Consider the following 24,248-nt stretch of genomic DNA (forward strand, 5'->3'; position numbering starts at 1 on the left):
TACTACAAAAGAATAAATTTGTAAGAAGTCTGCTACGCTTATTTATTTTGACTAAATTTGACACAAAAAAAGGAGCTAAGCTCCTTTCATTTTAATACGTTCCTTCTTCACCTTGACTAGTCAAGATAACAGGTCCATCTTTGGTAATCACGAACTGGTGTTCATATTGGCAAGACAGGCCGCCATCTATAGTCTTATGAGCCCAGCCAGTCTTCATATCTGTATCAATTTCCCAGTCACCAGTATTGATCATGGGTTCAATGGTTAGTACCATTCCTTCACGGAGACGGAGTCCACGGCCTGCAATACCGTAGTTAGGAACCATTGGCTCCTCGTGCATAGTTGGACCAACACCATGACCAACCAAATCACGTACGACACCATAACCGCGACTTTCAGCGTATTCTTGAATGGCTGCACCAATATCGCCAATACGGTTTCCAACGACTGCTTGCTCAATCCCTTTGTACATAGCTTCCTTGGTTACGTCCATCAAGTTCTTCACTTTTTCAGACGGTGTACCGACCGCATAAGCCCAACATGAGTCAGCTAAACCGCCAGTATAACTTTGGGTGTATTTTTTCATTTGCTCAACATTGTTGAAGTTAAGTTTAGAGACATTGAGGTCGGATTTGGCAATCGGCCCCCCCAGTACCATGTCAACCTTGAGCAAATCGCCATCTTTCAAGATGTAATGACGTGGAAAAGCGTGAGCTACTTCGTCGTTGAGAGAGCAACAAGTGGCATAGGGGTAATCCATAACTGCGCCATCCACACCAATCTGTAAAGGAAGGAAATTCTCCTCTTTACAACGTCGACGAACGTACTCTTCAACTTCCCACATATCCACGCCTGGCTTAATCAAATCACGTAAGCCGATATGGATACTTGCTAGGAAATCACCAGCCTTGTCCATGGCTTCGATTTCACGTGCTGATTTTAAAGTTATCATTTTTTCTCCTAGATTCTAATTAATTTTAACCGTAACATTTGCTTTTGAAACAATCTGATGACCATGATAAATATCATAATCAATAATGGCTGAGCGCCTCGTGTGGTGAATAATACGAGCCTGAATCCGCAGAGTATCATCTATCTGCACAGCCTGCAAGAAATAAATCAGCATCTGCTCTATGATAAGATTGCGCCCACTATTGACAACAAGGTCTTGGGTCATGTGATTAAGGATTTCAGCCAAGACTCCATTAGCAAGGACCCCATTTTTCTCCAGCATGAAGGGCTCAACAGTAATAACGACTTCATCATGATGATAAGAGAGTTTTTGTCCGATTTGCTCTGAGAAGGTCGGCAAAGCAGAAACTTGGGAACGGCTCATCTTTTCCATGACATCTCGTCGTGTTACGACACCGAGCAAGGTTTGGTTACTTCTGACAACGGGAACCATCTCAAAATCTTCTGCAATCATTCGTTGACTGACATTGGCAATATTGGTCGCTAATCCTGTTACAAAGATACTACGTGTCATCACCTTATCAATCGTCGTGCTGGGGGATTTATCTCCTGCGTCACGCATAGTAACAACCCCGACAACCACTTGGTGTTGGTTAATGACTGGGAAACGACTACTTCTGTTCTTACGGACCAAATCTAGATAGTCTTTGACCGTATCCGTTTCTCTCAAAAAACCATACTCATGACTGGGACGATAGAGCTTTTCGACTGTCAGAATATCGGTTTTGATTTGAACATTTGAGAGGGCTTTGTTAATCATGGTCGCTACTGTAAAAGTGTCATGTTTACTTCTTAGAACTGGAATCCCTTTTTTATTAGCCAACTCAAGAACATTATCTTGGACATGAAAACCACCTGTTACAAGGACTGCATTTTCATTTTCCAAGGCTAAAAGTTGAATGCGAGTGCGGTCTCCTACGATCAAAAGACCACCATCATGGAGATAGGACAGGATATTTTGCTCTGTCATAGCCCCGATGGAGAATTTACTAAACTCTCTCTCAAGCCCTTCCTGACCAGATAAAACTTCAGAGGAGGTGACTTCAGCAATTTCAGCATAGGTTAGCCGCTCAATAGCCACTTTCTGGGACTTGACTCGTATGGTTCCACTACGTGGCCGAGTTTCAACGATGCCACGATTTTCAGCTTCTTTGATAGCTCGGTAGGCTGTTCCGTCACTAACACCTAGGTGATTGGAAATACTGCGAACACTAACTCTCTTCCCAATTGGTAACTCTTCCAGATAGGACAAAATTTCCTGGTGTTTACTCATTGAATTCTCCTTTTATGTATCGAAATTCAAGATAGTCCCTCATTTTTCGTGTATAGCGATCGCTCCCCTTAAACTGTCGTACGAGGCTAAAGCCCGATTTTAAGGCTACTTTTTGACTAGCTTGATTCTCCAGATGAGTGATGATGGATAATTGTTTTAAACCAAATTCATCAAATGAAAGCTGGCATAGCTTGGTAACCACTTCTGTCATAAAACCTTGTGACCAAGAATCCTTTTTTAAGAAATAACCAATTTCTGCTTCTTTTTTGATTTCATCGATTTTTTCAAATTTAATAGAGCCAATCATTTCCTGATTTCCTTGGAGACAAATTGCCCAAACCCCTAGAGGATTCTTCATAAAATAGTTAGCAAGTGCGTACTGACTTTCTTCCAAACTTGCTTGACTTGGAAAAATAAACTGTAAATTATCAGGGTTTGAAGCAATCTCAAAAAACGCTTGACTGTCACTAAAAAAGAAAGGACGCAAATACAAGCGCTCCGTTTCAAAAAAAGAAAACATTGCTAATTTGGTCCAAATATTCATAATCACCTCAACGGCTTAGTCTTCAACGAGTGTAATATCCGCTCCAAGACTACGCAATTTTTCAATAATATCTGAGTAGCCACGAAGGATAAACTCAATATTCGTAATTTCAGTCTGGCCCTGAGCCATCAAACCAGCGATGACAAGTGCAGCACCAGCTCGCAAGTCTGTAGCTTTTACACTTGCCCCGTGTAACTTACGACCACCGTTGTAAATAATGTGATCGTTTGTAGTCGTAATATCCGCATCCATTTTTGCTAACTCAAAGACATGATTAACACGTTTCTCATAAATCGTATCAATAATGGTTCCACGACCTTGGGCAGTTAGTAAAAGTGGCGTGATAGGCTGTTGCAAATCGGTTGCAAACCCTGGATAGGGAGCTGTTTTGATATTGATGGCCTTTAAACCAGACTGTTCTTCAACGAAGATACTGTCTTCTGAGACCGTCATACGAACGCCCATTTCCTCTAGTTTGGCGATAAAGCCTTCAAGATGCTCATAAAGAACGTTGTTAATACGAATTCCTTTTCCTACTGCTGCAGCAAGTGAAATATAGGTTCCTGCTTCGATACGGTCTGGAATAACCTGGTGACGCGTTCCATGAAGTTTCTCGACACCATCAATAATGATAATATCAGTTCCTGCACCACGAATATGGGCCCCCATGTTGTTCAAAAGAGTAGCAACATCGATAATTTCCGGTTCACGAGCCGCATTTTCAATGACAGTGCGTCCCTTAGCTTTAACCGCAGCAATCATAGTGTTAATCGTTGCTCCAACGCTAACGGTATCCATGTAAATACTTGCGCCATGAAGCCCCTTACCTTGGGCAGATAAATTCATATTATCTCCTTCATAGCTGACCTTAGCACCCATGGCTTCAAAGGCTTTTAAGTGAAGGTCAATCGGACGAGGTCCCAGATCACATCCACCAGGAAGTCCAACTGTAGCTTCACCAAAGCGACCTAAAAGACTTCCGTAGAAATAATAAGAAGCACGCAAGCTATTAATCTTGCCATAAGGCATAGGAATGTTTTGAACACCTCTTGGATCAATCTCCAAGACATCCTCATAACGCTTAACAGTCGCCCCCATAATCTCCATGATTTCGACAAGACTAGCAACGTCTGAAATATCTGGAACACAATCTAAAGTGACAATATCATCTGATAAGATAATAGCTGGAATAAGCGCTACAACACTATTTTTAGCACCACTAATGGTGATCTCACCTTGCAATGGATGTCCACCATTGATGACAATTTTTCTCATGTTTTACTCTTTCAAAATTTACTAAAAAGGTCTTTTCGTTCTATTATATCATAATTTTCAGTTTTTTCCCATTCCTATTTACTAAATACAATCTCATTTTGATAAAAAAAGACCTATCACTCAAACTTTTCAGCCTGAAATGATAGGTTTTAATGTTAGATTAGCGTACTGTACGGATACGCATTGTGTTTGTACGAACAGCTTCTCCAAGTGGCACACCTGCAACGATAACAATATCGTCACCAGATTCTACAAGACCTGCTTCAACTGCTTTACGTTCAGCGATTTCGAACATATCATCAGTTGATGATGGAGCTTCAGTCAACATTGGGATAACACCCCAGTTCAACATCAATCCACGCTCTGTCAATTCGTCGAATGTCAATGCCAAGATATCAGCATTTGGACGGTATTTTGAAATCAAGCGAGCTGTGTGACCAGTCTTAGTAAGGGTAACAACCAATTTGATGTTCATTGAGTTAGTAGCGTCTTTAACAGCTGAAGCCATAACTTCTGTCTTAGAGTTACGTTCGAAAGTATCTGAGTTCAAACGTCCGTATTCGTTAAGAAGAGTTTGTGCGTTCTTGTCAATTGTAGCCATTGTTGTTACTGACTCAAGTGGGTATTTACCGTTTGCAGACTCACCTGAAAGCATTGTAGCGTCAGTTCCGTCAATAACAGCGTTAAATACGTCTGATACTTCTGAACGAGTTGCACGTGGTTTTTCAGTCATTGTTTCAAGCATGTTTGTTGCTGTGATAACAACTTTACCTGCCGCGTTCACTTTAGTGATGATCATTTTTTGGTAAACTGGAACCATTTCGAATGGTACTTCGATACCCATGTCACCACGAGCGATCATGATACCGTCAGCAGCTTCAATGATTTCATCCAAGTTATCGATACCTTGTTGGTTTTCGATTTTCGCAAACAATTGAACGTGACCATTACCAGTTTCTTCACAGATTGCACGAACTTCGTTAACGTCTTTCGCAGTACGTACAAATGAAATCGCGATGAAGTTGATACCTTGTTCCAAACCGAAACGGATATCATCGTTATCACGTTCAGCAAGGGCTGGGAAAGGAATTTTAGTGTTAGGGATGTTTACACCTTTCTGCTTAGCAATGATACCGTCATTTTCAACGACTACTTCAAATTCACGAGTTGCATCGTCTTTTGAGAAAACACGAAGACCCAATTTACCATCGTCAACTAAAACTTGGTGACCAACTTCAACATCATCGTAGATATCAAGGGCACCAGCAACGTTCAAAGCAATCACATCACGAGTTGATTTGATTCCTTGTTTAGTTGCAACACGGATTTTTTCACCAGTTTTGTAAGAGTACTCTTTTGCATCACCTTCAAACAATTCTGTACGGATTTCAGGTCCTTTAGTATCAAGAAGGAAACCAACTTTTTTACCTGCAAGTTTTTCAGCAAGTTTAACAGTTGCCATACGCTCACCTTGTTCTTGGTGATCACCGTGTGAGAAGTTGAAACGGAAAGTGTTTGCTCCTGCTTCAATCAATTGAGCAATATTTTGAGCTGAAGCTTCAACGTCAAGTTTTTCACCCCAGTATCCGTCTTCACCGAATTTTTTACCACCACGGATTTCAACCGCAGGACCTAAAGTTGCAACGATTTTTACACGTTTGTTCATGATTTTTGTGACTCCTTTATATAATTCGACCTTTAATGGTCATTTTACCAGATTAGTTAAAGTTGATTATGACAAGTTCTTGTTCAAGTCAGAAAGTTCAATATCAGCTTTGTGAGGGTTGTTAACGACAATTTTACCATCAGCTGTTAAGCTAAACAAAGCTCCCTCTTCTGCTGTTCCAAGAATTGGATTTTCAACCATTTTCTCGTTACGAATACCGACAGCAACACCACCGATTCCTTGTTTAAGGAGTTTAACAGCGTGTGCGCCCATACGAGATGCCAATACACGGTCACGAGCAGTTGGTGAACCACCACGTTGGATGTGACCAAGTTCTGTGACACGAAGGTCACTTGTATCTCCAGCTTCTTTTAGTTTTTGACCAAATTCAGCCGCTGACATAACACCTTCTGCCAAAACGATAATATTGTGTTTCTTACCGTGTTCATATCCAGCTTTGATGCTTGCTACGATATCTTCAAATTTGAAACCTTCTTCAGGGATGATGATTTCGTCAGCACCTGTTGCAATACCTGCCCAAAGAGCGATATCACCTGCATTACGTCCCATTACTTCAACAACGAAAGTACGACGGTGACTTGATGATGTATCACGAATCTTATCAATTGCATCCATTGCAGTCGTAACTGCAGTATCAAATCCGATTGTAAAGTCAGTACCTACGATATCGTTATCGATTGTACCAGGAAGTCCGATAGCTGGGAACCCATGTTCCGTCAAGCGCATAGCTCCGTGATAAGAACCGTCTCCACCGATAACTACGACTCCTTCGATACCGTGTTTTTTCAACTGCTCAATCCCTTTAAGTTGGCCTTCAAGTTGTGCAAACTCAGGGTAACGAGCAGAGTGAAGGAAAGTACCACCACGTGAAATGATGTCTCCTACTGAAGCAGCATCAAGTGGATAAATTTCACCGGCAACCATACCTGCGTATCCATCATAGATACCAAAAACTTCCATTCCTTCTGAGATTGCTTGGCGAACTACTGCACGGATGGCAGCATTCATACCAGGGGCGTCTCCACCACTGGTCAAAACAGCAATACGTTTCATTTGGTTTATGCTCCTTTTTCTTTTAACATTCTTACTGATTATACCACATTTAAATCGAAAATTCTTCTATTTTCCGTATTTTTAGCGATAAATCGTTTTCATAGCAATTCCCTCTAATTTTTCCTGTAGAGCAGAATCTTTTCTTACAAAATGTTGTGTAGAAACAACCGTTTTTCCTTCCTCTTCATACCTGATAATGACAGGGATTGGGCCTTTGTATTGTTCTAGAATATTTGAAATCTCTTTAACATATTCATGATTTTTAACTTGAATCCAGAATCGTTCTGCCACTGCTTCTTTCAAATCTTGTGCAATCATTTGCAGACGACCATCTCGAGATTGAACTTTGCCATTGATGTAGTAAAATTTCCCTTCGGATAAATTGGAAGCAAATTTTCTATATTGGTCTGAAAATACAGTTACATCCATCCGAGACTTACTATCATGAACCTGTAGAAAGGCCATACTCTCGCCTTTTTTGGTTCGAATCACTTTAATCTTTTGAACTTCAACTAGGAGAGTGGCTTGAGCTCCCTCTGTTAGATTAGTGATTGGCGTCGTTGGATATAGAGCTTGTTTGGCAAGAGTTTGGAGAGGATGTGAACTGATACCTACCCCAATCAGTTCCTGCTCTTTGTAAAATTTCTCTGCCTCAGTAAAATCATCAGCTTCAGTCCAACTATAATTTGTATCTGCAAAAAGTCCACCTAATTCCTCAACAAAAACAAATAAGTTTGGTAGGTTGACTAAGATTTTCTGACGATTCTTGTCAAATTCATCAAAAAGCCCCAGTTCAACCAAAGGCGTCAAAAGCGACAGTTTCTTGTAATTCTTGGGAAGACGTGTGACGAAATCTTCAATGCTTGAAAAAGGACGATTTTCAATAATCCAGTAAGACAAATCTCTCGGCATCCCTTTAATAGCTTTCAAACCAAGATAGATTTTCTTCTGAGCAATTTTATCATGATAGGGAATGCTGTTGATTGCTAAGGGAGCTACTTCAAAGCCCATCTGCAATGCATCTACAATGTAATCACTGCTTGAATAATTCAACATGACTTGGAAGAAAATAGCAGGATAGTGTGTCTTGAAATAAGCTAGTTGAAAAGCCAGCGCTGAGTAGGCATAAGCGTGGGATCGGTTAAATCCATAGCCTGCAAACTTTTCCATCACTGCAAAAACTTGCTTGGCCTTTTCTTCTGTATGCCCAAGTTTCATAGCTCCTATGATAAAATCTTCCCTCATCAAATGCATCTCTTTAGCATTTTTCTTACCCATGGCTCGTCTGAGAATGTCGGCTTTACCAAGACTGAAACCTCCAAAACGCTGAGCAACCTGCATGACTTGCTCTTGGTAGAGCATAATGCCATAGGTTGATGACAGAATGTCCTCCAAGGCAGGGTCTAACACCGTCACCTTTTCTTTACCATGCTTACGAGCGACAAAATTATCAATATAATCACTTGCCCCCGGTCTGTTGAGTGAGGTTGTGGCTACTACCTCTTCGAAGACTTGTGGCTGAACTCGTTTCAAGAGTCGAATGGCGCCAGGTTGTTCAAATTGGAAAATACCTTTCGTATTTCCAGCTGCAAAGAGGGCTAAAGTTTCACTATCTTCCAGGTCAATCTCTTCGATTTTCAGATGAATACCTTCTGACTCAGCCAATAATTCCTGCATTTTTTGGACAAAAGTTAAGTTACGAAGTCCTAGGAAATCCATTTTTAAAAGGCCATTAGCTTCAACACCATGAGCATCATACTGGGTGATCAGCATATCCTCACCGTATTTGAGCGGGATATAGTCTGTCAGGTCCTGGTCACTCATAACGACCCCAGCTGCATGGATAGAGGTCTGACGAGGATACCCTTCAATCTTTCGAGCAATCTCAAAAGCTTTTTGGTATTCAATCTTACTATTGATGACCTGCCTAAACTGTAAATTCTTTTCATAGGCTGTCGTTAGCGTATCTCGAAAACTGATTTTTTTCGTAATATTGGTTAATTCGTACTCTGGAACACCATAACGTTTGAAAACATCACGAATTGCCTGTTTTGCTCCAAAGGTCGAATAAGTGACAATCTGTGCCACGTGTTGACTGCCATAGCGATCACGAACATAGCGAATGAACTCCGGCCTATAAAGGTCAGGAATGTCGATATCGATATCGGGCATGGTGTAACGCTCACGATTTAAAAAGCGCTCGAAAATCAAGTCCTTTTCAACTGGATCAATTCCTGTAATATCCAGTGAGTAAGCCACCAGACTACCAACCGCAGAACCACGCCCCATTCCCATATAGTAGCCTTGGGAACGTCCAAAACGGAGCAAATCCCAAACTACAAGGAAATAGTCGTCAAAGCCCATATCATGAATCACAGCCAATTCTTCATTTAGTCGCTCATGATAGATAGCTGAGGTTAGCCCCTTATCACTCAAGCCTTGCTCAGCTCTCTCTCTAAGTTCTTCGACCGCTGGTCTTTCAGGATTAAAGCGAGGGAGTTTTAAAATTGGGTCGATTTGATAGCTTACATTCTCTATCAGACCTTGGAGATTGGCAAGCGCCTGAGGGAAGCGATTTTTAAACCGTGCTTCCAAGTCTGAGGCAGGTAAAAAAATCCCCTGTTGTGAATGTACATCCACTTCTCTCAGGCTGACATTGTCCTTGACTGCTGACAAGATTTGTAAAACCTGTAGGTCTTCTTTTTCAAAAGAGTTGACTTGATAGAGTGGAAGAATGGGTCTGATAAAGACTTCTTGAGGAGTATCTGGACTAACACCGATAAAATAATCAACCCCCAAATCCAACTGTTCGACCCCATTAAAATAGGGAACAATAATAACAACATCTTCGAGGTGGGAGGTGAAGTCAGACCAATTTTTCCGTCCAGTCATTTTTAAAGTGGATAACTTCATCAACTCTTGGTAGCCTTTAGTGGATAGGGCTAGAAAACGAAGAGAAATATTGTCCTCATCTTTGACCAAGGTCATTTCTAAACCAATTAAAGGTTGAATGCCATGCTTACGAGTTGCTTCTAGAAAATGATAGGCTCCATAGAGATTATTCACATCCATGATAGCAAGGTGAGAATAGCCGTATTCTTTAGCCATTTGTACATATTTTTCAATCGAAACCACACTTTCCATAAAACTATAAACAGTCTTGGTGTCGAGCTGTGCAATCATTTCTTCTCCTCCTTGCTTTCGTTTTACTACTATTATACCATTTAAAGCTGGATATTGAAGCAACTCTGCACTTTCTTTTCAATATCATCAGTTACAAACTTCTTCTCTTCTTACTGTTAAATTCTTCATTTTTCAAAGGAAGAAAACAAAAAATTAATATTATATAATAGTTTTAAATGTAAATTTAGATATATTTATACCAAACGAAGAATAATAAAGATAGGAGTTATATGCAGTTTTACATATAAAAATCTCTAGAAAAAGGCTTACTTCTATGGTATTTATTCAGCATTTTATAATAACTTACCAAATAGATATGCTGGTTTAAGAAATTTATTTCATTTAAGTTTATTTATTCCATTTTTCCCTCTTTTTTGATATAATAAATCCAGTCTGTTTTCAAAGGAGAGAAACATGCGTTTTAATCAATTCAGCTACCAACCAACCACTAGTTCTCAACGATTTGAGGAATTAGAAGGTCTTGGTCTAAAGCTGTCACCCCAACTGTCCTTAAAAAGACAGTTTGAAGATTTCATTCGTTGGAGTTTTTTCACTTATTCTAACACGGATTATGCCTTGTCGACTTTGGCTGCGGATAAAGAAACAGATTTAGTAACCTTTTTCCAGTCAGACCGTGAGTTAACTACAGAGATTTTCTACACAGTAGTTTTTCAACTTTTAGGATTTAGCTATCTTGTTGACTTTGAGGATGCCGAACAGTTTCGTAAAGAAACTGCTTTTCCTATTGTTTATGGAGATCTCATTGAAAATCTTTATCAATTGCTCAATACGCGAACGAAAAAAGGAAATACGCTTATCGATCAGCTTGTTAGTGATGGACTCATTTCAGAAGACAATCACTACCACTACTTTAACGGTAAGAGCTTAGCAACCTTCTCTACTCATGATGTCATTCGTGAAGTCGTGTATGTCGAGAGTCGTGTGGATACTGATAAAGACGGACTCCCTGACTTAGTCAAGGTCAGCATTATTCGCCCGCGTTATGATGGTCAAGTACCTGCTCTTATGACTGCCAGCCCTTATCACCAAGGGACTAACGACAAAGCCAGTGACAAGGCTCTCTACAAAATGGAGGGAGAGCTTGAGGTCAAACCGCCCCACACCATTGAACTTGAGGAACCTAAGCTGAATTTAGTCGAACCTCATGGTCAAGCAGAAGTCGTCTCAGAAGCTGAAGAAAAGCTATCTCATATCAATAGCTCATATACTCTAAATGACTACTTCCTCCCACGTGGATTTGCCAATCTCTATGTGTCGGGTGTTGGTACCAAGGATTCCCAAGGGCTCATGACCAATGGGGACTACCAGCAGATTGAAGCTTATAAAAATGTCATTGATTGGCTCAATGGTCGTTGTCGTGCTTTCACGGACCACACGCGCAAGCGCCAAATCAAGGCTGACTGGTCAAACGGCAAAGTCGCAACAACAGGTATTTCCTATCTAGGTACCATGTCCAATGGTCTCGCCACCACTGGTGTTGATGGCTTAGAAGTCATCATTGCAGAAGCAGGTATTTCCTCTTGGTACAACTACTATCGAGAAAACGGTCTAGTGACTAGCCCAGGTGGCTATCCAGGTGAGGATTTTGACTCACTTGCTGAATTGACCTACTCCCGCAACCTCCAAGCTGGTGACTATGTTCGTGGCAATGAAGCTCATCAAGCAGATTTAGAGAAAGTTAAAGAGAAACTCGATCGCAAGACTGGTGACTACAATCAGTTTTGGCATGACCGCAACTATCTGCTCAATGCTCACAAGGTTCAAGCTGAGGTCGTCTTTACACATGGTTCCCAGGATTGGAACGTCAAACCTCTTCATGTTTACCAAATGTTTCATGCCCTTCCTAGCCATATCAATAAGCACCTCTTTTTCCATCATGGTGCCCATGTCTATATGAACAACTGGCAGTCGATCGACTTCCGCGAGTCCATGAATGCCTTGTTAAGTAAGAAACTGTTAGGACTTGACTCAAGCTATCAACTTCCGACTGTCATCTGGCAGGACAATACCGTACCGCAAAGCTGGCAAGGTCTTGATAACTTTGGCAAACAGGATGAACTGCATACCTTCTCTCTCGGTAATGAGGAAAAAGTGATTCAAAACCAGTATGATCAAAAAGATTTTGATCGTTATGGTAAGACTTACCAGACCTTCAACACTGAACTTTATCAAGGAAAAGCCAATCAGATCACCATTGACCTTCCAGTAAGTCAAGACATTCACTTAAATGGGCGAGTGGAGCTGAAACTTCGTGTCAAATCGAGTACAAACAAGGGCTTATTATCAGCCCAACTGCTAGAACTTGGACAAAAGAAATATCTGCAGCCTTATCCAGCTGTTTTAAGTGCTAGAACCATCGATAATGGTCGTTACCATATGTTAGAAAATCTCTGTGAACTACCATTCAACCCAAGTGGCCAACGTGTCATCACCAAAGGCTACCTTAATCTTCAAAATCGAACCAATCTCTTGACGATTGAAGAAATCCAACCAAATGAATGGATGGACTTCAAGCTAGAGCTTCAACCAACTATCTACAAACTTAAAAAAGGAGATACTCTCCGTTTGGTTCTCTATACAACAGACTTTGAGATTACAATTCGAGATAATACAGACTATCAGTTGACTGTTGATTTAGCACAGTCTAGTCTTATCCTACCTTGTCAAAAGGTATAATCTACCTGACTTTCAATATGGAAGTATTCAAAGGAAAAGTCAATGAATTTGACCATTGAACTACCTATAACCAAAGTTTTCCACTTGAACAGTCGAATCAAACATAAACTTCGTATCAAATCCAGTTCATCTAAAAGCATTTTAGAAGCCCCTAGATAGAACTTGGACAAAAGATACTCCCTCTAACCAACATGTGTAACCATTTATCATACACGCTACTACACCACATGTTGGAAATCTCTGTGAATTAACATTTAGAGTAAATTCACAAAACGCCGTGACAAAAAGCTACCCAAATTGAATGATTCACTGTCATTAAAGAACATCAATGTAGATGAACGGATTGCTACCCAGTTTATCTGCACGCAACTAGTGACAAGTTAAAAGAAGGAGAATCTCTCCATCTAGTTCTTTATCCTACTGACTGTGAAATCATCATACGTGACAATACCGCCTACCACCCGACTGACGTTATCGTTCAGTCCACGCTACTGTACCTTGTAAAAGGAGTACTTACTTTATGAACAAATCAGAACACAGACACCAACTTATCCGCGCCCTCGTTTCAAAAAACAAAATCCATACACAAGCTGAATTACAAGCCTTATTAGCGGAAAATGATATCCAAGTGACTCAGGCTACTCTATCACGCGATATCAAAACCATGAACCTTTCAAAAGTGCGCGAAGAGGATAATTCTTACTATGTGCTAAATACAGGCTCTATCTCCAAATGGGAAAAACGTCTTGAAAATTATATGGAAGATGCTCTTGTTATGTTGCGTCCTGTGCAACACCAAGTTATTTTGAAAACTTTACCCGGTTTAGCCCAATCATTTGGATCTGTAATTGATTCCTTGGCCTTTCCAGATATCGTTGCAACCCTTTGTGGAGACGATGTCTGCATGATTATCTGTGAAGATGCTACAAAAGCGCAGGCTTGTTTTGAGAGTCTTAAAAAATATGCGCCACCATTTTTCTTTAGTGAATAAAACAAATCCCGTGATCAAAAGATCACGGGATTTGTTTTATTTCTTTGACTGTGTTTCTTCTTTCTTTGTACGCGCCAATCGAAGAGCACGTTTAGGATTTAGACGATTAAACAATTCTTCTAGTTTCTTTTCATTCCACACATCTGCTGCAGAAACAAAATTTCCATCTGCATCTCGGAATGATATCGGTTTATCTCCCATATCAATCTCCTAGTCTACAAATTCAAATTCAAACTTGCCGATTCTTACCAAATCTCCATCCTTGGCTCCACGCGCACGAAGGGCTTCGTCAACCCCCATACCACGAAGCTGACGGGCAAACTTCATGACCGATTCGTCACGGTCAAAGTTGGTCATGTTAAAGAGTTTCATGAGTTTTTCACCAGAAAGTACCCATGTCGCATCATCATCACGACTAATGTCAAAGGCCTTTTCTTCCTCGTCAAAGCCATAGTAAGCCTCTTCTTCCATATCGGATTCATCATAAATCGGGAATTCTGGAGTCTTGTCTAACAATTCAGCTGTCGCGTCCAAAAGAGTCGCCAACCCTTGCTTGGTCAATCCAGAAATAGGGAAGATAGCTGGAAGTTCCTCAAACTCGTCGTAGTTTGCTGCCAACTTTTCCTTGAAAGTTTTAAGATTTTCCTGACTTTCAGGCATATCCATCTTGTTGGCCACAATGATCTGTGGACGTTCCATGAGACGAAGGTTATAGGATTCCAATTCCTTATTGATAGCAAGGTAGTCCTCATAAGGATCACGTCCTTCACTAGCTGACATATCGATGACATGGAGGATAACTCGAGTGCGTTCGATATGACGAAGAAACTGGGTTCCAAGACCAACCCCTTGACTGGCCCCTTCAATCAAACCTGGAAGATCTGCTACTGCAAAAGATTCACCTGACTGTGTACGAACCATACCCAAATTAGGGACAATCGTCGTAAAGTGGTAAGCACCGATTTTAGGTTTAGCTGAAGTGATGACACTAAGCAAAGTTGACTTTCCAACAGATGGGAAACCGACCAAGCCGACATCCGCTAGGATCTTCAATTCCAGTTGCAACTCACGTTCTTGACCTGGTTCTCCATTCTCAGAGATTTCAGGTGCAGGATTTTTTGGAGTGGCAAAACGGATATTTCCACGACCACCTCGACCACCATGAGCCACGATAAACTCTTGACCATGTTCAATCAAGTCTGTAATGACTTTACCTGTTTCCGCATCACGTACAGTCGTTCCTTGTGGTACGCGAACACGTAGATCTTCTGCACCACGTCCGTGCATTCCTTTGGTCATCCCTTTTTCACCAGAATCAGCCTTGAAATGACGGTTATAGCGGAAATCCATCAAGGTACGCAAACCTTCGTCTACCACGAAAACAACGTTACCTCCACGTCCACCATCACCACCCCAAGGACCGCCATTAGGGACATATTTTTCACGGCGAAAAGCAACCATGCCATCGCCACCATTACCAGCCTTGACCTTAATCTTGGCTGTATCTAAAAACATACTCATATTTTCTTCTCACTTTAAAAAGGCTGGGGAGAACCCAGTCATTAGTTATTGTTTCTATCCCCGTAGCTTGCTTAGAATCTACTAAAAGCTCCAAGCGCAGTTGCAAAGATACCAGCAAGGGTTACAAACAACATGATGAGCACGACAACAAGTGTCACCTTTTCAAACAAAGTTTTTTTACGTTTTCCGTTATCTCCAAAAGCCATAACTTCTCCTTTTTCTATATAATTTTAATTTAATATTCTGTTGAAACTGGTGCAATCAACCATAAAATGATATAAGCAAGGACTCCTGTCCCATAACAAAATGCAAGAACAGCCCAAATGACACGAACAATTGTTGGATCGATATCAAAATAATGAGCAACTCCTGCGCATACTCCACCAATTTTTTGATCTTTTCCGCTTCTCATTAATTTTTTCATTTTTTCTTCCTCTTATTCTATTATTTGAATTCGTCTCTCCAATAATCTCTGATGCTAGACAATTGTTTTCGAGACGCCCTTAAAATACGCTTGGATTCTTTTACTGGGCTTGTAACAGCCTGTTGAGGTAGATAGAGAATCGTTTTTAAGAAGCGCTGAGTGACAGGTTGTCCATCATGTAGCTCATGTTCAAAGTTATTTGAGATAATGGCATCAAGGTAAAACTCATGAACTCGTTTCCCAAAATTTTCAGCCGAAATCTCGTACAACTTATCAGCTAACTTTTGTTCAGACATATCAGGAGTAGCGATCAATGCTTCAAGGATAGCGCCCGCAAGCTCTCGTTCTCCATAGTAGAGAGTCCCAAACATTTTATAATTGATCAGATTTTCAAGATAGGGGTTACCATGAGCAATAACAGGCGTTCCACTGGCTAGACTTTCTAGATAGGTTAAGCCCTGAGTTTCACTCGTAGAGGCTGAAATAAAGAAATCAGCTGCTTTATAGTACAAGGCTGTCTCACTTGGAGCAATCATACCTGTAAAAATCACATGTTTTTGTATGTTTAATTTCCCTGCTTGTTCTTTCAGACTGTCCAGATAAGGTCCGTCTCCAGCAACAACCAACTTCACCTTGTCTTCTTCTTTCAATACCTCAGCAAAGGCATTTAAGACCGCTTGGATATTCTTTTCAAAGGAGATACGAGAAAGACTCAGCAGCATTTTCTCACTTTCCTGAATACCTAACTTCGAACGAAGTTCTTGCAAGTTTTCCTCTTTGATCTCAGGTCGTTCAAACTTAGCCAGCTCAATTCCAGTTGGGATGACCCGCTTTTCAACCTTGACTTTGTATTTAGATAAAAGGTCACGAACAATCTCACTAGGGCAAATCACGCCATCTACATCATGAAGGAAGCCACGCACCAAATATTTTACCATACTCGGACGAATTAGCATGCCCTTAGCAATGTAATGCACATAGTCTTCATACTGGGTATGATAGGTATGAATAACTGGAATTTTCAATTCTCTTGCAATCCAAATCCCTAACAAACCAAGAGAAAATTCTGTCTGGGTATGAATAATATCGAGTTGATACTGCTTGGCAATTTCAAGCGCCTTTGTAAAACCTCGGTAGGCAAATCGTCGATCCTTAAATGCAAAGAAAGGGACACTCGGAATGCGAATAATTTGCCAATCCTCGTAGCGGTTCACATCTTTATCAGTTGTTGTAAAGATAAAAACTGCATGCCCCTGCTTTTCAAGCTCAGTTTTCAAAGTCCGAATACTAGTCGCGACCCCGGAAACCTGAGGGAAATAGGTATCTGTAAATAAACCAATTCGCATAAATTACCTCACTTTTTGCCCAAAGCAGCCTGTTCTCGATAAAATTTTAACCAGATTTCCAACAAATGCTCCTCAGAGTACTCTTTGGAGATCTCACGAGCTTTTTCTTTCAAGTCCTTTAAGGCTTTAGGGTCATTCTTGTATTCTAGGATTGCTTCTCTCATCTCGGAAACATCACTTGTAGGACGATAATTCCCATCAAGAATAACCTTATACAAATCCAAATCTCTTAACATAATAGGAGCCTCGCAACTAGCGGCCTCTAAGATGGTCATAGGGAATAATTCATTGTAACTTGGTAGCAAGAATAGATCCGCCATAGCGTAAAGTTCCCGCATCCGTTCCGGTGGCACAATCCCAGGGAAAATAAGATTTTCAGGTGGATTGTCCATTATCTTCTTGTAGCGTTCATAACCATCTGTCATCCCACCAAATGAAAAACCACCTGCCCAGATAAAGGTAATTTCTGGCAATTCCTCAGCAAGACGGATAAAATCATCAATTCCTTTACGTTTCTGAACCTGACCCGCACCGATTACGACAAACTGATCTTCCGCAAGATCCATTTCCTTCCGGAGTTGTGCAACCTGTTCAGCTGGTAATGGATGCCATTTTTCTTTGTTTACAAAATTTGGAATATAAGTTACTTTTTCACGCGGAATACCAGCAGCCACTAAATCCTCGATAAACATGGGATTGACCACTACCAAGTGTTCCATTCGGTTGTAAAAGGAAAAAACATAGCGTTTGACAATTCCTTTTAGGAAAAATGGAATCTTCAAACTCCCCTCAAGCGTATCAGGCAAAAAATGCACATAGCCAATTTTTCTCCCAGAGCGTTTCTTTTGGAAAGTAGATAAATAATAAGGGAAATCAATGGTGTGAAAATGAGTTACATCTGCCTCTACAGGAAGATTCTCTGTAACAATCAACTGGTCTTTGGCATCACGGTGAAGGAGACTAACCAATTCTCGATAAGCTCCTGACACTCCTTGACCAGCTACTTTTTCACTTGAACTCAGCATATTAATACGCAATTTTTCGTTTTCCATACCTTCCATTATACCATTTTATTTCCAGAAAATCAGCAAAAGAAAGAAGAGACCAAAGGAAAAAGGATAAATTTACCCTATTTTCCAATCGTCTCTCTCATTTTTCTTAGTCTTTATTTAATTCCTAGGGCGATACGCGCGTATCGGCTCATTTTTTCAACTGTCCAAGCTGGATACCAGACCAATTTAACTTCGGTATTAGTTACCTCAGGCACATCTGTCATCGCATCGTGTATCTGGTCTGTCAAAAGGTCAGCCAGTGGGCAGCCCATAGTTGTCAAGGTCATATCAATTTCAGTGTGACCTGTTTCACCATCAAAACGAATTTCATAAATCAAACCTAGGTTGACAATATCAATCCCCAACTCAGGGTCGATGACTTCTTCCAAAGCATTTAAAATGCGTGTTTTGATCGTTTCAATTTGCTCTTCTGTATAAGCCATGTTATTCCTCACTCTTAGTCTTCAATAAAATCACGAAGGGGTTTACTGCGACTTGGTTGACGCAATTTTCTCAAAGCCTTAGCCTCAATCTGACGGATACGCTCACGAGTCACGTTAAAGACTTTACCAACATCTTCAAGAGTACGCATTTTCCCATCATCTAGCCCGAAACGAAGGCGCAGAACGTTTTCTTCACGGTCTGTGAGAGTATCCAAAACTTCATCCAACTGCTCACGCAAAACGATACGAGTTGTGTAGTCTACTGGATTTTCAATCACTTCGTCTTCGATAAAGTCCCCAAGATGACTATCGTCCTCTTCACCAATCGGTGTTTCAAGTGATACTGGTTCTTGGGCAATCTTTAGGATTTCACGGACCTTGTCAGGTGTCATATCCATACGCTCAGCAATTTGTTCAGGAGTTGGATCTTGTCCCAATTCTTGAAGGAGATTACGCTGTTCACGGACAAGCTTGTTAATGGTTTCTACCATGTGGACAGGGATACGAATAGTACGGGCCTGGTCAGCAATGGCACGGGTAATCGCCTGACGAATCCACCAAGTTGCGTAAGTTGAAAACTTGAATCCTTTTGAATAGTCAAACTTGTCAACGGCCTTCATCAAGCCCATGTTTCCTTCTTGGATCAAATCCAGAAACTGCATGCCACGCCCTACGTAGCGCTTAGCAATCGAAACCACCAAACGAAGGTTGGCTTCTGCAAGACGTTGTTTAGCTTCAATATCACCAGCCTCAACTGCTAGGGCCAATTCTTTTTCCTCTTCGTTGGTCAAGAGAGGAACGACCCCGATTTCCTTCAAATACATACGGACTGGGTCATTAACCTTGGCAGAAGTTGAGCCAATCAAGTCCTCATCACTGAGTTCTGGTTCTTCTTCTACACTAAGCACACGCGCACTTGGATTTCCTTCATTATCTGTGATAGAAATTCCAGCATCCTGAATCCGTTGCAAAAGGTCTTCAATGCCGTCTGCATCGAGGGTGAACGGAATAACCAGACTTGAATTGATTTCGTCATCTGTTGCTGTTCCTGTTTTTTTGTGGTTACGGATAAAGTCTGCTACTTGCACATCAAATGTGGTTACTTCTTTTTGTTTTGTTGCCATTATTACTCCATTCTTCTCTTTTGGGAAATCAATCGTTGCAATTCTTCCAAGGCTGTGTCTGTATCTCCTACATGACTAGCTTCCTGCACTTTCTTTTTAATTCTTAAGTTGTCCTTGCTGAGGAGGGCACGGTTTCGAGTCGCTTCGACTTCCGCTAGCTCTTGAGGCGACATCTCAACTGGCAAATCCAAGCTAAGCACGTGGTACCAAGCATTTTCAACCTCAGGCGTCTGATGAGAAAGCTCCTCTGAGCCGATTTCTCCCTGCTCACTTAATAATTCGTAAAGAATCTGAAATTCTGGGGTATCAAAGAAAAAATCTTCTCTTAGGCGGTAGTCATTTAACACAACTGGATTCTCTGCCATCCTATAGAGGAGATGAGCCTCTGCTCTCATAACTGCTGTCAGTTGTCGCGTTACAGGTAAACTAATCGCTGCTGGAGGTTGCTCCTCTTTGACTCTTTCCTGCCTTTGAACAATCCGACTTTCATTTACAATCTGCTCTACCTGCTGGTAATCAAAGGAAGGTAGATTATCCGCCAGAATGTGGATATAGGAATTCTGGGCGGTGATCGACTTTTCTTTTGCGATTAAGGGCGCAATCTTTTCAATGAACTCAATCTGTGCCTGCAAGTTGTCACTATTTTCTGGCTTGAGCTGATGTATATAGAACTCTATAGGACTGATACGAGTCTTTGTTAAGAGGTAAGCCAGGTCTTCAGCAGAATTCTTTTGTAAATATTCATCCGGGTCCATGGCATCAGGTACTCGAACAACCTCCACTGAAAAGTCTTTTAACTCCTCTAGTGCCTTGGCTGTGGCTGTCTGCCCTGCCTTGTCGCCATCATAGCTGAGAACAATTTTTTTGGTAAAGCGTTTGAGGTGGTCAACATGCTCCTTGCTTAAGGCTGTTCCCATGGAAGCTACAGCATTTTCTATACCAGCACGGTAGGCTGCGATCACATCCATGAAGCCTTCCATCAGGTAGAGTTCTGTATTTTTAGCTGTTCCCTTTTTTGCCTTGTCCAAATGATACAATTCGTAACTCTTGTTAAAAATTGCAGTCGAGCGACTATTTTTATATTTGGCAGTCTGACTGTCAGTTTCTTGCCAGATACGACCTGAAAAGGCAATGACCTGCCCCTTGTCATTGGTCAAAGGAAAGATGATCCGTCCAAAAAAAGTATCATAAAATTGATTGCCATCTGACAGATAAAACAAGCCCGAATCCAATAAATCCTTTTCCTCAAACTTGTCAGCCAAACGTTGATAGAGATAAGTTCTCTCTGCTGGAGCCAGTCCAATCTGAAAGTGCTTCAGAACGTCATCTGTCAATCCACGTTTGTAGAGATAAGCCCTTGCTTCTTCTCCCATCTTGGTCGTCATGAGGATTGCATGGTAAAAACGGGCAGCTTCTTCATGCATATCGTATAGAGCTTGATGAGGGGAAGCCTGTTGAGGACGAGACTGTACCGGCATAGCCAGTTGAATACCGACGCGCTCTCCTAAGAGCTGAACGGCTTCCATGAAGGATACACCTTGGTATTCTTCGATGAACTTAAAGACATCTCCTGAACGCCCACAGCCAAAACAGTGATAAAACTGCTTGTCTTCCACAACGTTGAAAGAGGGGGTCTTTTCACCATGAAAAGGACAGAGCCCTAAATAGTTCCGTCCAGCCTTTTGTAAAGAAATCACTTCACCTATGACTTCCACAATGTTGGCATTGTTTTTGATTTCTTCAATGACTTGCTTGTCAACCATACACAATACCTCCATCTTATCATAGTTTCACGTAAACTAGTATAGCTTATTTCTGAAAAAAAGTAAACCATTTCATACGCTTTCCGTAATTCTCTTTGCCTTATTTTTCTAGATAGAAAGAGGAGATAAAAAACTCAGAAACACTTCCATGTTTCTAAGTTAATTTTCACTATTTTTTGATGATTACTTCACTCATCTATTCAAATAATTGATAGTAGTCTGAAATTTTCATCTTAGCTTTTTCTTCTTTATTGAGGTCTTGGATGATGCGACCTTCCTTCATGACAATCAGACGGTTTCCATACTTCAGTGCATCTTCCATATGGTGGGTAATCATCAAGGCTGTTAGATGATCCTTGCTGACAAAGTCATCCGTTAACTCCATCAAGGCCACACTTGTTTTGGGGTCAAGGGCTGCTGTGTGTTCATCCAACAAGAGTAACTCTGGTCGTTTTAAGGTTGCCATCAAGAGACTCAAGGCCTGACGTTGTCCACCTGATAGAAACTCAATCGGAGTATCTAGATGCTTTTCAAGACCATTTCCCACTTTTTCAATGGTAGTCTGAAACTCTTCTCTATGGCTAGAAAGCCTCCTAGGAAGGAGCCCTCTCTTCTCACCACGAAACTTGGCAATCAAAAGATTTTCCGCCACCGTCATACGGGGAGCCGTACCCATCTTAGGATCCTGAAAGACACGAGACAAGTACTTAGCCCGCTTTTCAGGTGAAAAATGCGTCACATCCTCGCCCATGATACGGATACTTCCACTTGTTAAAGGTAGGGTACCTGCAATCGTGTTAAAAAGCGTTGACTTCCCTGCTCCATTTCCACCTAGAATGGTAATGAAATCATGTTCGAAAATTTCAAGAGAAACATCATTCAGGATGATTTTTTCCTCGTCATAGCCATTCGTGATGACTTTGGTGGCATTTTTTAATTCTACAATTGCTGTCATTTGCTAAACTTGACTCCTTTCAGGTATTTGCTTTTGAAGGTTGGAATCATAAGGCAAACTGCCAAAATCAAGGCGCTGTACAAACGAAGATAACTTGTATTAAATCCAAGAGCAATCACTCCCCATACGAGGAACTGATAAGCAATAGATCCTACTACGATGGTCATGAGTCGCTCTGCCAAGGTCAAACTCTTGAACAAAACCTCCCCAATAATCAAGCTAGCAAGCCCTACGACAATCACTCCAATTCCTCGAGAAACATCCGCATATCCTTCTTGTTGAGCAATTAAGGCCCCTGCAAGCGCGATAATCCCATTTGAAAGAACCAATCCCATGAGTTCCATACGACCAGTATGAATTCCAAAACTACGAGCCATATCAGGATTATCACCTGTAGCGATGTAGGCTTGACCTAGTTTAGTATCAAGGAAAAAGAGCATAAGACCAATAACAAGAGCTACAAAGATTAATCCAGTCAGGAGTTGGTTAAGGTCTGAATCGAAAGGCAAGACATCCTGAATTTGCTTGGTTCCAAGAAGCCCCAGATTGGCACGCCCCATAATCATGAGCATGATGGAATGGCAGGAAGTCATGACCAGAATCCCTGATAAGAGGGTTGGGATTTTTCCTTTGGTATATAAGAGACCTGCCGCCATTCCAGCTAGACAGCCCGCTCCTACTGCGGCTAGGGTTGCTAAAAATGGGTTGACTCCCTGTGTTATCAAGGTTACAGCTACTGCTCCCCCAAGAGGAAAAGAACCTTCAGTAGTCATATCTGGAAAATTCAAAATTCGAAAAGTCATAAAGATTCCCAAACCTAAAATCGCCCAGACCATCCCCTGAGAAATAATGGATACTATCATAATCTTTCACTCATTTCTTTCTTTAGTAAAAATGGGAGGAGATGTGTCCAGCTCCTCCTTTATCTTTATTCAATCACTTGTCCTGCTTCTTTTAGAACGGACTCAGGAATGGTGATACCAAGTTCCTGCGCTAGTTTTTTGTTAATCACTGACTTACCAGTTGAAAAGACATTAACTGGCGTATCAGCTGGTTTTTCACCTTTCAAAACTTTGGCAATCATTTTACCAGTAGCCACTCCAAGATCGTGTTGGTCAACTACTACAGATGCTAATCCACCTGCTTCTACCATGGCAGTGGCACTTGGGTAGATTGGCTTTTTAGCTGTTTGGTTGCTTGAAACAACTGTTGAGAATGCTGATGCGATGGTGTTATCAATTGGAACCCAAATCGCATCGACCTTGCTTGTCATAACATTGACTGTTGAAGCAATTTCATTTGTTGAAGGAACGGCAAATGTTTCGACTGTCAAACCTGCTTTTTCAGCATAAGCCTTGAATTCTTCTACCTGTGTTTTTGAGTTATCTTCGCTACTTGAGTAAAGAGCACCGATTGTTTTGACATCTGGTGTCAAAGTTTTAATCAATTCCACTTGCTGTTCAGCTGGGTTATGATCTGACACCCCTGTGATGTTGCCACCTGGTTTTTTCAAATCTTTGACCAAGTTAGCACCGATTGGGTCTGTAATAGCAGCCATGATAACTGGTAGATCTTTAGTAGCACTTGCAAGTCCTTGAGCTGCTGGTGTCGCAATCCCAACAACAACGTCGTTTCCATTTGCTACCAATTGTTTACTCATGGTTGCAACCTTGCTCTGATCGCCTTCAGAGTTCATAAAGTCGATTTTTACCTGGTCGTCTTTATATCCTTCTTCAGCTAGTCCATCTTGAATCCCTTGGTAAATCAAGTCCAAGGATGGATGACTAACAAATTGAAGGACACCAACCTTAGCGACCTTTTGCTCTTCCTTAGCTGCAGGCTTGTTCATTGATGAATAAATCAAGCTAGCCACTACCAATACTGCTAATCCAGCGACAATTCCAATCAAACGTTTATTTTTCATTTTTCTTTCTCCTTAATTCTT

At 41.2% G+C, this 24,248-nt stretch carries 21 protein-coding genes; 2 read left to right on the plus strand and 19 right to left on the minus strand.

Features of this window, described 5'->3' with window-relative positions; all coding sequences use genetic code 11:
• Window positions 1-91 precede the first annotated feature (91 nt).
• The 7 genes from TZ92_RS07160 to TZ92_RS07190 all read right to left on the minus strand — a co-directional run bounded on the left by TZ92_RS07160 (window position 92) and on the right by TZ92_RS07190 (window position 9,987).
• A complete protein-coding gene (locus tag TZ92_RS07160; protein WP_033629862.1) occupies window positions 92-952 on the minus strand; it encodes a methionyl aminopeptidase in 861 nt (286 codons plus the stop codon).
• 15 nt (window positions 953-967) lie between these two features.
• Window positions 968-2,245, minus strand: a complete 1,278-nt coding sequence (gene spxR, locus TZ92_RS07165; protein WP_033629864.1) for a CBS-HotDog domain-containing transcription factor SpxR — start codon at window positions 2,243-2,245, stop codon at window positions 968-970.
• A complete protein-coding gene (locus tag TZ92_RS07170) occupies window positions 2,238-2,789 on the minus strand; it encodes a GNAT family N-acetyltransferase (protein ID WP_033629866.1) in 552 nt (183 codons plus the stop codon). Before TZ92_RS07170 ends, spxR begins: the two co-directional genes overlap by 8 nt.
• Before the next feature lie 15 nt (window positions 2,790-2,804).
• Complete coding sequence (locus TZ92_RS07175) at window positions 2,805-4,064, minus strand: UDP-N-acetylglucosamine 1-carboxyvinyltransferase (protein WP_033629867.1); 1,260 nt, start codon at window positions 4,062-4,064, stop codon at window positions 2,805-2,807.
• A gap of 160 nt (window positions 4,065-4,224) precedes the next feature.
• Window positions 4,225-5,730 (minus strand): pyruvate kinase, encoded by a 1,506-nt coding sequence (gene pyk / locus TZ92_RS07180; protein ID WP_033629868.1) that lies wholly within the window; start codon window positions 5,728-5,730, stop codon window positions 4,225-4,227.
• Window positions 5,731-5,796: 66 nt separating this feature from the next.
• Window positions 5,797-6,804, minus strand: coding sequence for a 6-phosphofructokinase (gene pfkA, locus TZ92_RS07185; protein ID WP_033629869.1), 1,008 nt, complete (start codon window positions 6,802-6,804; stop codon window positions 5,797-5,799).
• An 81-nt stretch (window positions 6,805-6,885) separates the two neighbouring features.
• On the minus strand, window positions 6,886-9,987 hold the full coding sequence (locus TZ92_RS07190; protein WP_033629870.1) for a DNA polymerase III subunit alpha: 3,102 nt from the start codon (window positions 9,985-9,987) through the stop codon (window positions 6,886-6,888).
• Between the two features lie 414 nt (window positions 9,988-10,401).
• Here TZ92_RS07190 and TZ92_RS07195 point away from each other — a divergent pair, with 414 nt between their 5' ends.
• Window positions 10,402-12,684, plus strand: coding sequence for a Xaa-Pro dipeptidyl-peptidase (locus TZ92_RS07195; RefSeq protein WP_033629871.1), 2,283 nt, complete (start codon window positions 10,402-10,404; stop codon window positions 12,682-12,684).
• Window positions 12,685-13,204: 520 nt separating this feature from the next.
• Window positions 13,205-13,675 carry an arginine repressor gene (locus TZ92_RS07200; protein WP_001043018.1) on the plus strand — a complete coding sequence of 157 codons (471 nt, stop codon included), beginning with the start codon at window positions 13,205-13,207 and terminating at the stop codon, window positions 13,673-13,675.
• A 36-nt stretch (window positions 13,676-13,711) separates the two neighbouring features.
• Here the strand turns inward: TZ92_RS07200 and TZ92_RS07205 are convergent, their stop codons facing one another.
• The 12 genes from TZ92_RS07205 to trpX form a co-directional block, all read right to left on the minus strand.
• Window positions 13,712-13,876, minus strand: a complete 165-nt coding sequence (locus tag TZ92_RS07205) for a hypothetical protein (RefSeq protein WP_000502578.1) — start codon at window positions 13,874-13,876, stop codon at window positions 13,712-13,714.
• Between the two features lie 9 nt (window positions 13,877-13,885).
• Complete coding sequence (gene obgE / locus TZ92_RS07210; protein WP_033629872.1) at window positions 13,886-15,196, minus strand: GTPase ObgE; 1,311 nt, start codon at window positions 15,194-15,196, stop codon at window positions 13,886-13,888.
• A gap of 71 nt (window positions 15,197-15,267) precedes the next feature.
• On the minus strand, window positions 15,268-15,402 hold the full coding sequence (locus tag TZ92_RS07215) for a DUF4044 domain-containing protein (protein ID WP_000863851.1): 135 nt from the start codon (window positions 15,400-15,402) through the stop codon (window positions 15,268-15,270).
• Between the two features lie 29 nt (window positions 15,403-15,431).
• Window positions 15,432-15,620, minus strand: coding sequence for a PspC domain-containing protein (locus tag TZ92_RS07220; protein WP_000735790.1), 189 nt, complete (start codon window positions 15,618-15,620; stop codon window positions 15,432-15,434).
• A gap of 20 nt (window positions 15,621-15,640) precedes the next feature.
• The gene (locus tag TZ92_RS07225) at window positions 15,641-16,966 is read right to left on the minus strand and encodes a glycosyltransferase family 4 protein (protein WP_033629873.1); all 1,326 of its coding nucleotides are present in this window, start codon (window positions 16,964-16,966) and stop codon (window positions 15,641-15,643) included.
• A gap of 8 nt (window positions 16,967-16,974) precedes the next feature.
• Window positions 16,975-18,018 (minus strand): glycosyltransferase family 4 protein, encoded by a 1,044-nt coding sequence (locus tag TZ92_RS07230; RefSeq protein ID WP_033630195.1) that lies wholly within the window; start codon window positions 18,016-18,018, stop codon window positions 16,975-16,977.
• A gap of 113 nt (window positions 18,019-18,131) precedes the next feature.
• Window positions 18,132-18,461, minus strand: coding sequence for a metal-sulfur cluster assembly factor (locus tag TZ92_RS07235; RefSeq protein ID WP_000331930.1), 330 nt, complete (start codon window positions 18,459-18,461; stop codon window positions 18,132-18,134).
• Window positions 18,462-18,475: 14 nt separating this feature from the next.
• Entirely contained in the window at window positions 18,476-19,585 is a 1,110-nt protein-coding gene (gene rpoD, locus TZ92_RS07240) for an RNA polymerase sigma factor RpoD (protein WP_033629874.1), read from the minus strand.
• A 2-nt stretch (window positions 19,586-19,587) separates the two neighbouring features.
• The gene (dnaG, locus tag TZ92_RS07245; protein WP_033629875.1) at window positions 19,588-21,348 is read right to left on the minus strand and encodes a DNA primase; all 1,761 of its coding nucleotides are present in this window, start codon (window positions 21,346-21,348) and stop codon (window positions 19,588-19,590) included.
• A 196-nt stretch (window positions 21,349-21,544) separates the two neighbouring features.
• The gene (locus tag TZ92_RS07250) at window positions 21,545-22,303 is read right to left on the minus strand and encodes an ABC transporter ATP-binding protein (RefSeq protein WP_033629876.1); all 759 of its coding nucleotides are present in this window, start codon (window positions 22,301-22,303) and stop codon (window positions 21,545-21,547) included.
• Window positions 22,300-23,166: an ABC transporter permease gene (locus tag TZ92_RS07255; protein WP_033629877.1), complete on the minus strand. Its 867-nt coding sequence runs from the start codon at window positions 23,164-23,166 to the stop codon at window positions 22,300-22,302. The genes TZ92_RS07250 and TZ92_RS07255 overlap by 4 nt, the downstream gene beginning before the upstream one ends.
• A 65-nt stretch (window positions 23,167-23,231) precedes the next feature.
• Window positions 23,232-24,227: a tryptophan ABC transporter substrate-binding protein gene (trpX, locus tag TZ92_RS07260; protein WP_033629878.1), complete on the minus strand. Its 996-nt coding sequence runs from the start codon at window positions 24,225-24,227 to the stop codon at window positions 23,232-23,234.
• Window positions 24,228-24,248 lie beyond the last annotated feature (21 nt).

The organism is Streptococcus oralis subsp. oralis (genome assembly GCF_000960035.1).
Taxonomy (GTDB): Bacteria; Bacillota; Bacilli; order Lactobacillales; family Streptococcaceae; genus Streptococcus; species Streptococcus oralis_G.

Bases quoted from the DNA above. Each gene is read 5' to 3' on its own strand.
- TZ92_RS07160 (WP_033629862.1), bottom strand. From the start codon at position 952: ATGATAACTTTAAAATCAGCACGTGAAATCGAAGCCATGGACAAGGCT.
- rpoD (WP_033629874.1), bottom strand. From the start codon at position 19,585: ATGGCAACAAAACAAAAAGAAGTAACCACATTTGATGTGCAAGTAGCA.
- pfkA (WP_033629869.1), bottom strand. From the start codon at position 6,804: ATGAAACGTATTGCTGTTTTGACCAGTGGTGGAGACGCCCCTGGTATG.
- TZ92_RS07190 (WP_033629870.1), bottom strand. From the start codon at position 9,987: ATGATTGCACAGCTCGACACCAAGACTGTTTATAGTTTTATGGAAAGT.
- TZ92_RS07255 (WP_033629877.1), bottom strand. From the start codon at position 23,166: ATGATAGTATCCATTATTTCTCAGGGGATGGTCTGGGCGATTTTAGGT.
- TZ92_RS07175 (WP_033629867.1), bottom strand. From the start codon at position 4,064: ATGAGAAAAATTGTCATCAATGGTGGACATCCATTGCAAGGTGAGATC.
- TZ92_RS07215 (WP_000863851.1), bottom strand. From the start codon at position 15,402: ATGGCTTTTGGAGATAACGGAAAACGTAAAAAAACTTTGTTTGAAAAG.
- TZ92_RS07205 (WP_000502578.1), bottom strand. From the start codon at position 13,876: ATGGGAGATAAACCGATATCATTCCGAGATGCAGATGGAAATTTTGTT.
- spxR (WP_033629864.1), bottom strand. From the start codon at position 2,245: ATGAGTAAACACCAGGAAATTTTGTCCTATCTGGAAGAGTTACCAATT.
- TZ92_RS07195 (WP_033629871.1), top strand. From the start codon at position 10,402: ATGCGTTTTAATCAATTCAGCTACCAACCAACCACTAGTTCTCAACGA.
- dnaG (WP_033629875.1), bottom strand. From the start codon at position 21,348: ATGGTTGACAAGCAAGTCATTGAAGAAATCAAAAACAATGCCAACATT.
- TZ92_RS07225 (WP_033629873.1), bottom strand. From the start codon at position 16,966: ATGCGAATTGGTTTATTTACAGATACCTATTTCCCTCAGGTTTCCGGG.
- TZ92_RS07235 (WP_000331930.1), bottom strand. From the start codon at position 18,461: ATGGCTTATACAGAAGAGCAAATTGAAACGATCAAAACACGCATTTTA.
- TZ92_RS07250 (WP_033629876.1), bottom strand. From the start codon at position 22,303: ATGACAGCAATTGTAGAATTAAAAAATGCCACCAAAGTCATCACGAAT.
- pyk (WP_033629868.1), bottom strand. From the start codon at position 5,730: ATGAACAAACGTGTAAAAATCGTTGCAACTTTAGGTCCTGCGGTTGAA.
- trpX (WP_033629878.1), bottom strand. From the start codon at position 24,227: ATGAAAAATAAACGTTTGATTGGAATTGTCGCTGGATTAGCAGTATTG.
- TZ92_RS07220 (WP_000735790.1), bottom strand. From the start codon at position 15,620: ATGAAAAAATTAATGAGAAGCGGAAAAGATCAAAAAATTGGTGGAGTA.
- TZ92_RS07200 (WP_001043018.1), top strand. From the start codon at position 13,205: ATGAACAAATCAGAACACAGACACCAACTTATCCGCGCCCTCGTTTCA.
- obgE (WP_033629872.1), bottom strand. From the start codon at position 15,196: ATGAGTATGTTTTTAGATACAGCCAAGATTAAGGTCAAGGCTGGTAAT.
- TZ92_RS07230 (WP_033630195.1), bottom strand. From the start codon at position 18,018: ATGGAAAACGAAAAATTGCGTATTAATATGCTGAGTTCAAGTGAAAAA.
- TZ92_RS07170 (WP_033629866.1), bottom strand. From the start codon at position 2,789: ATGAATATTTGGACCAAATTAGCAATGTTTTCTTTTTTTGAAACGGAG.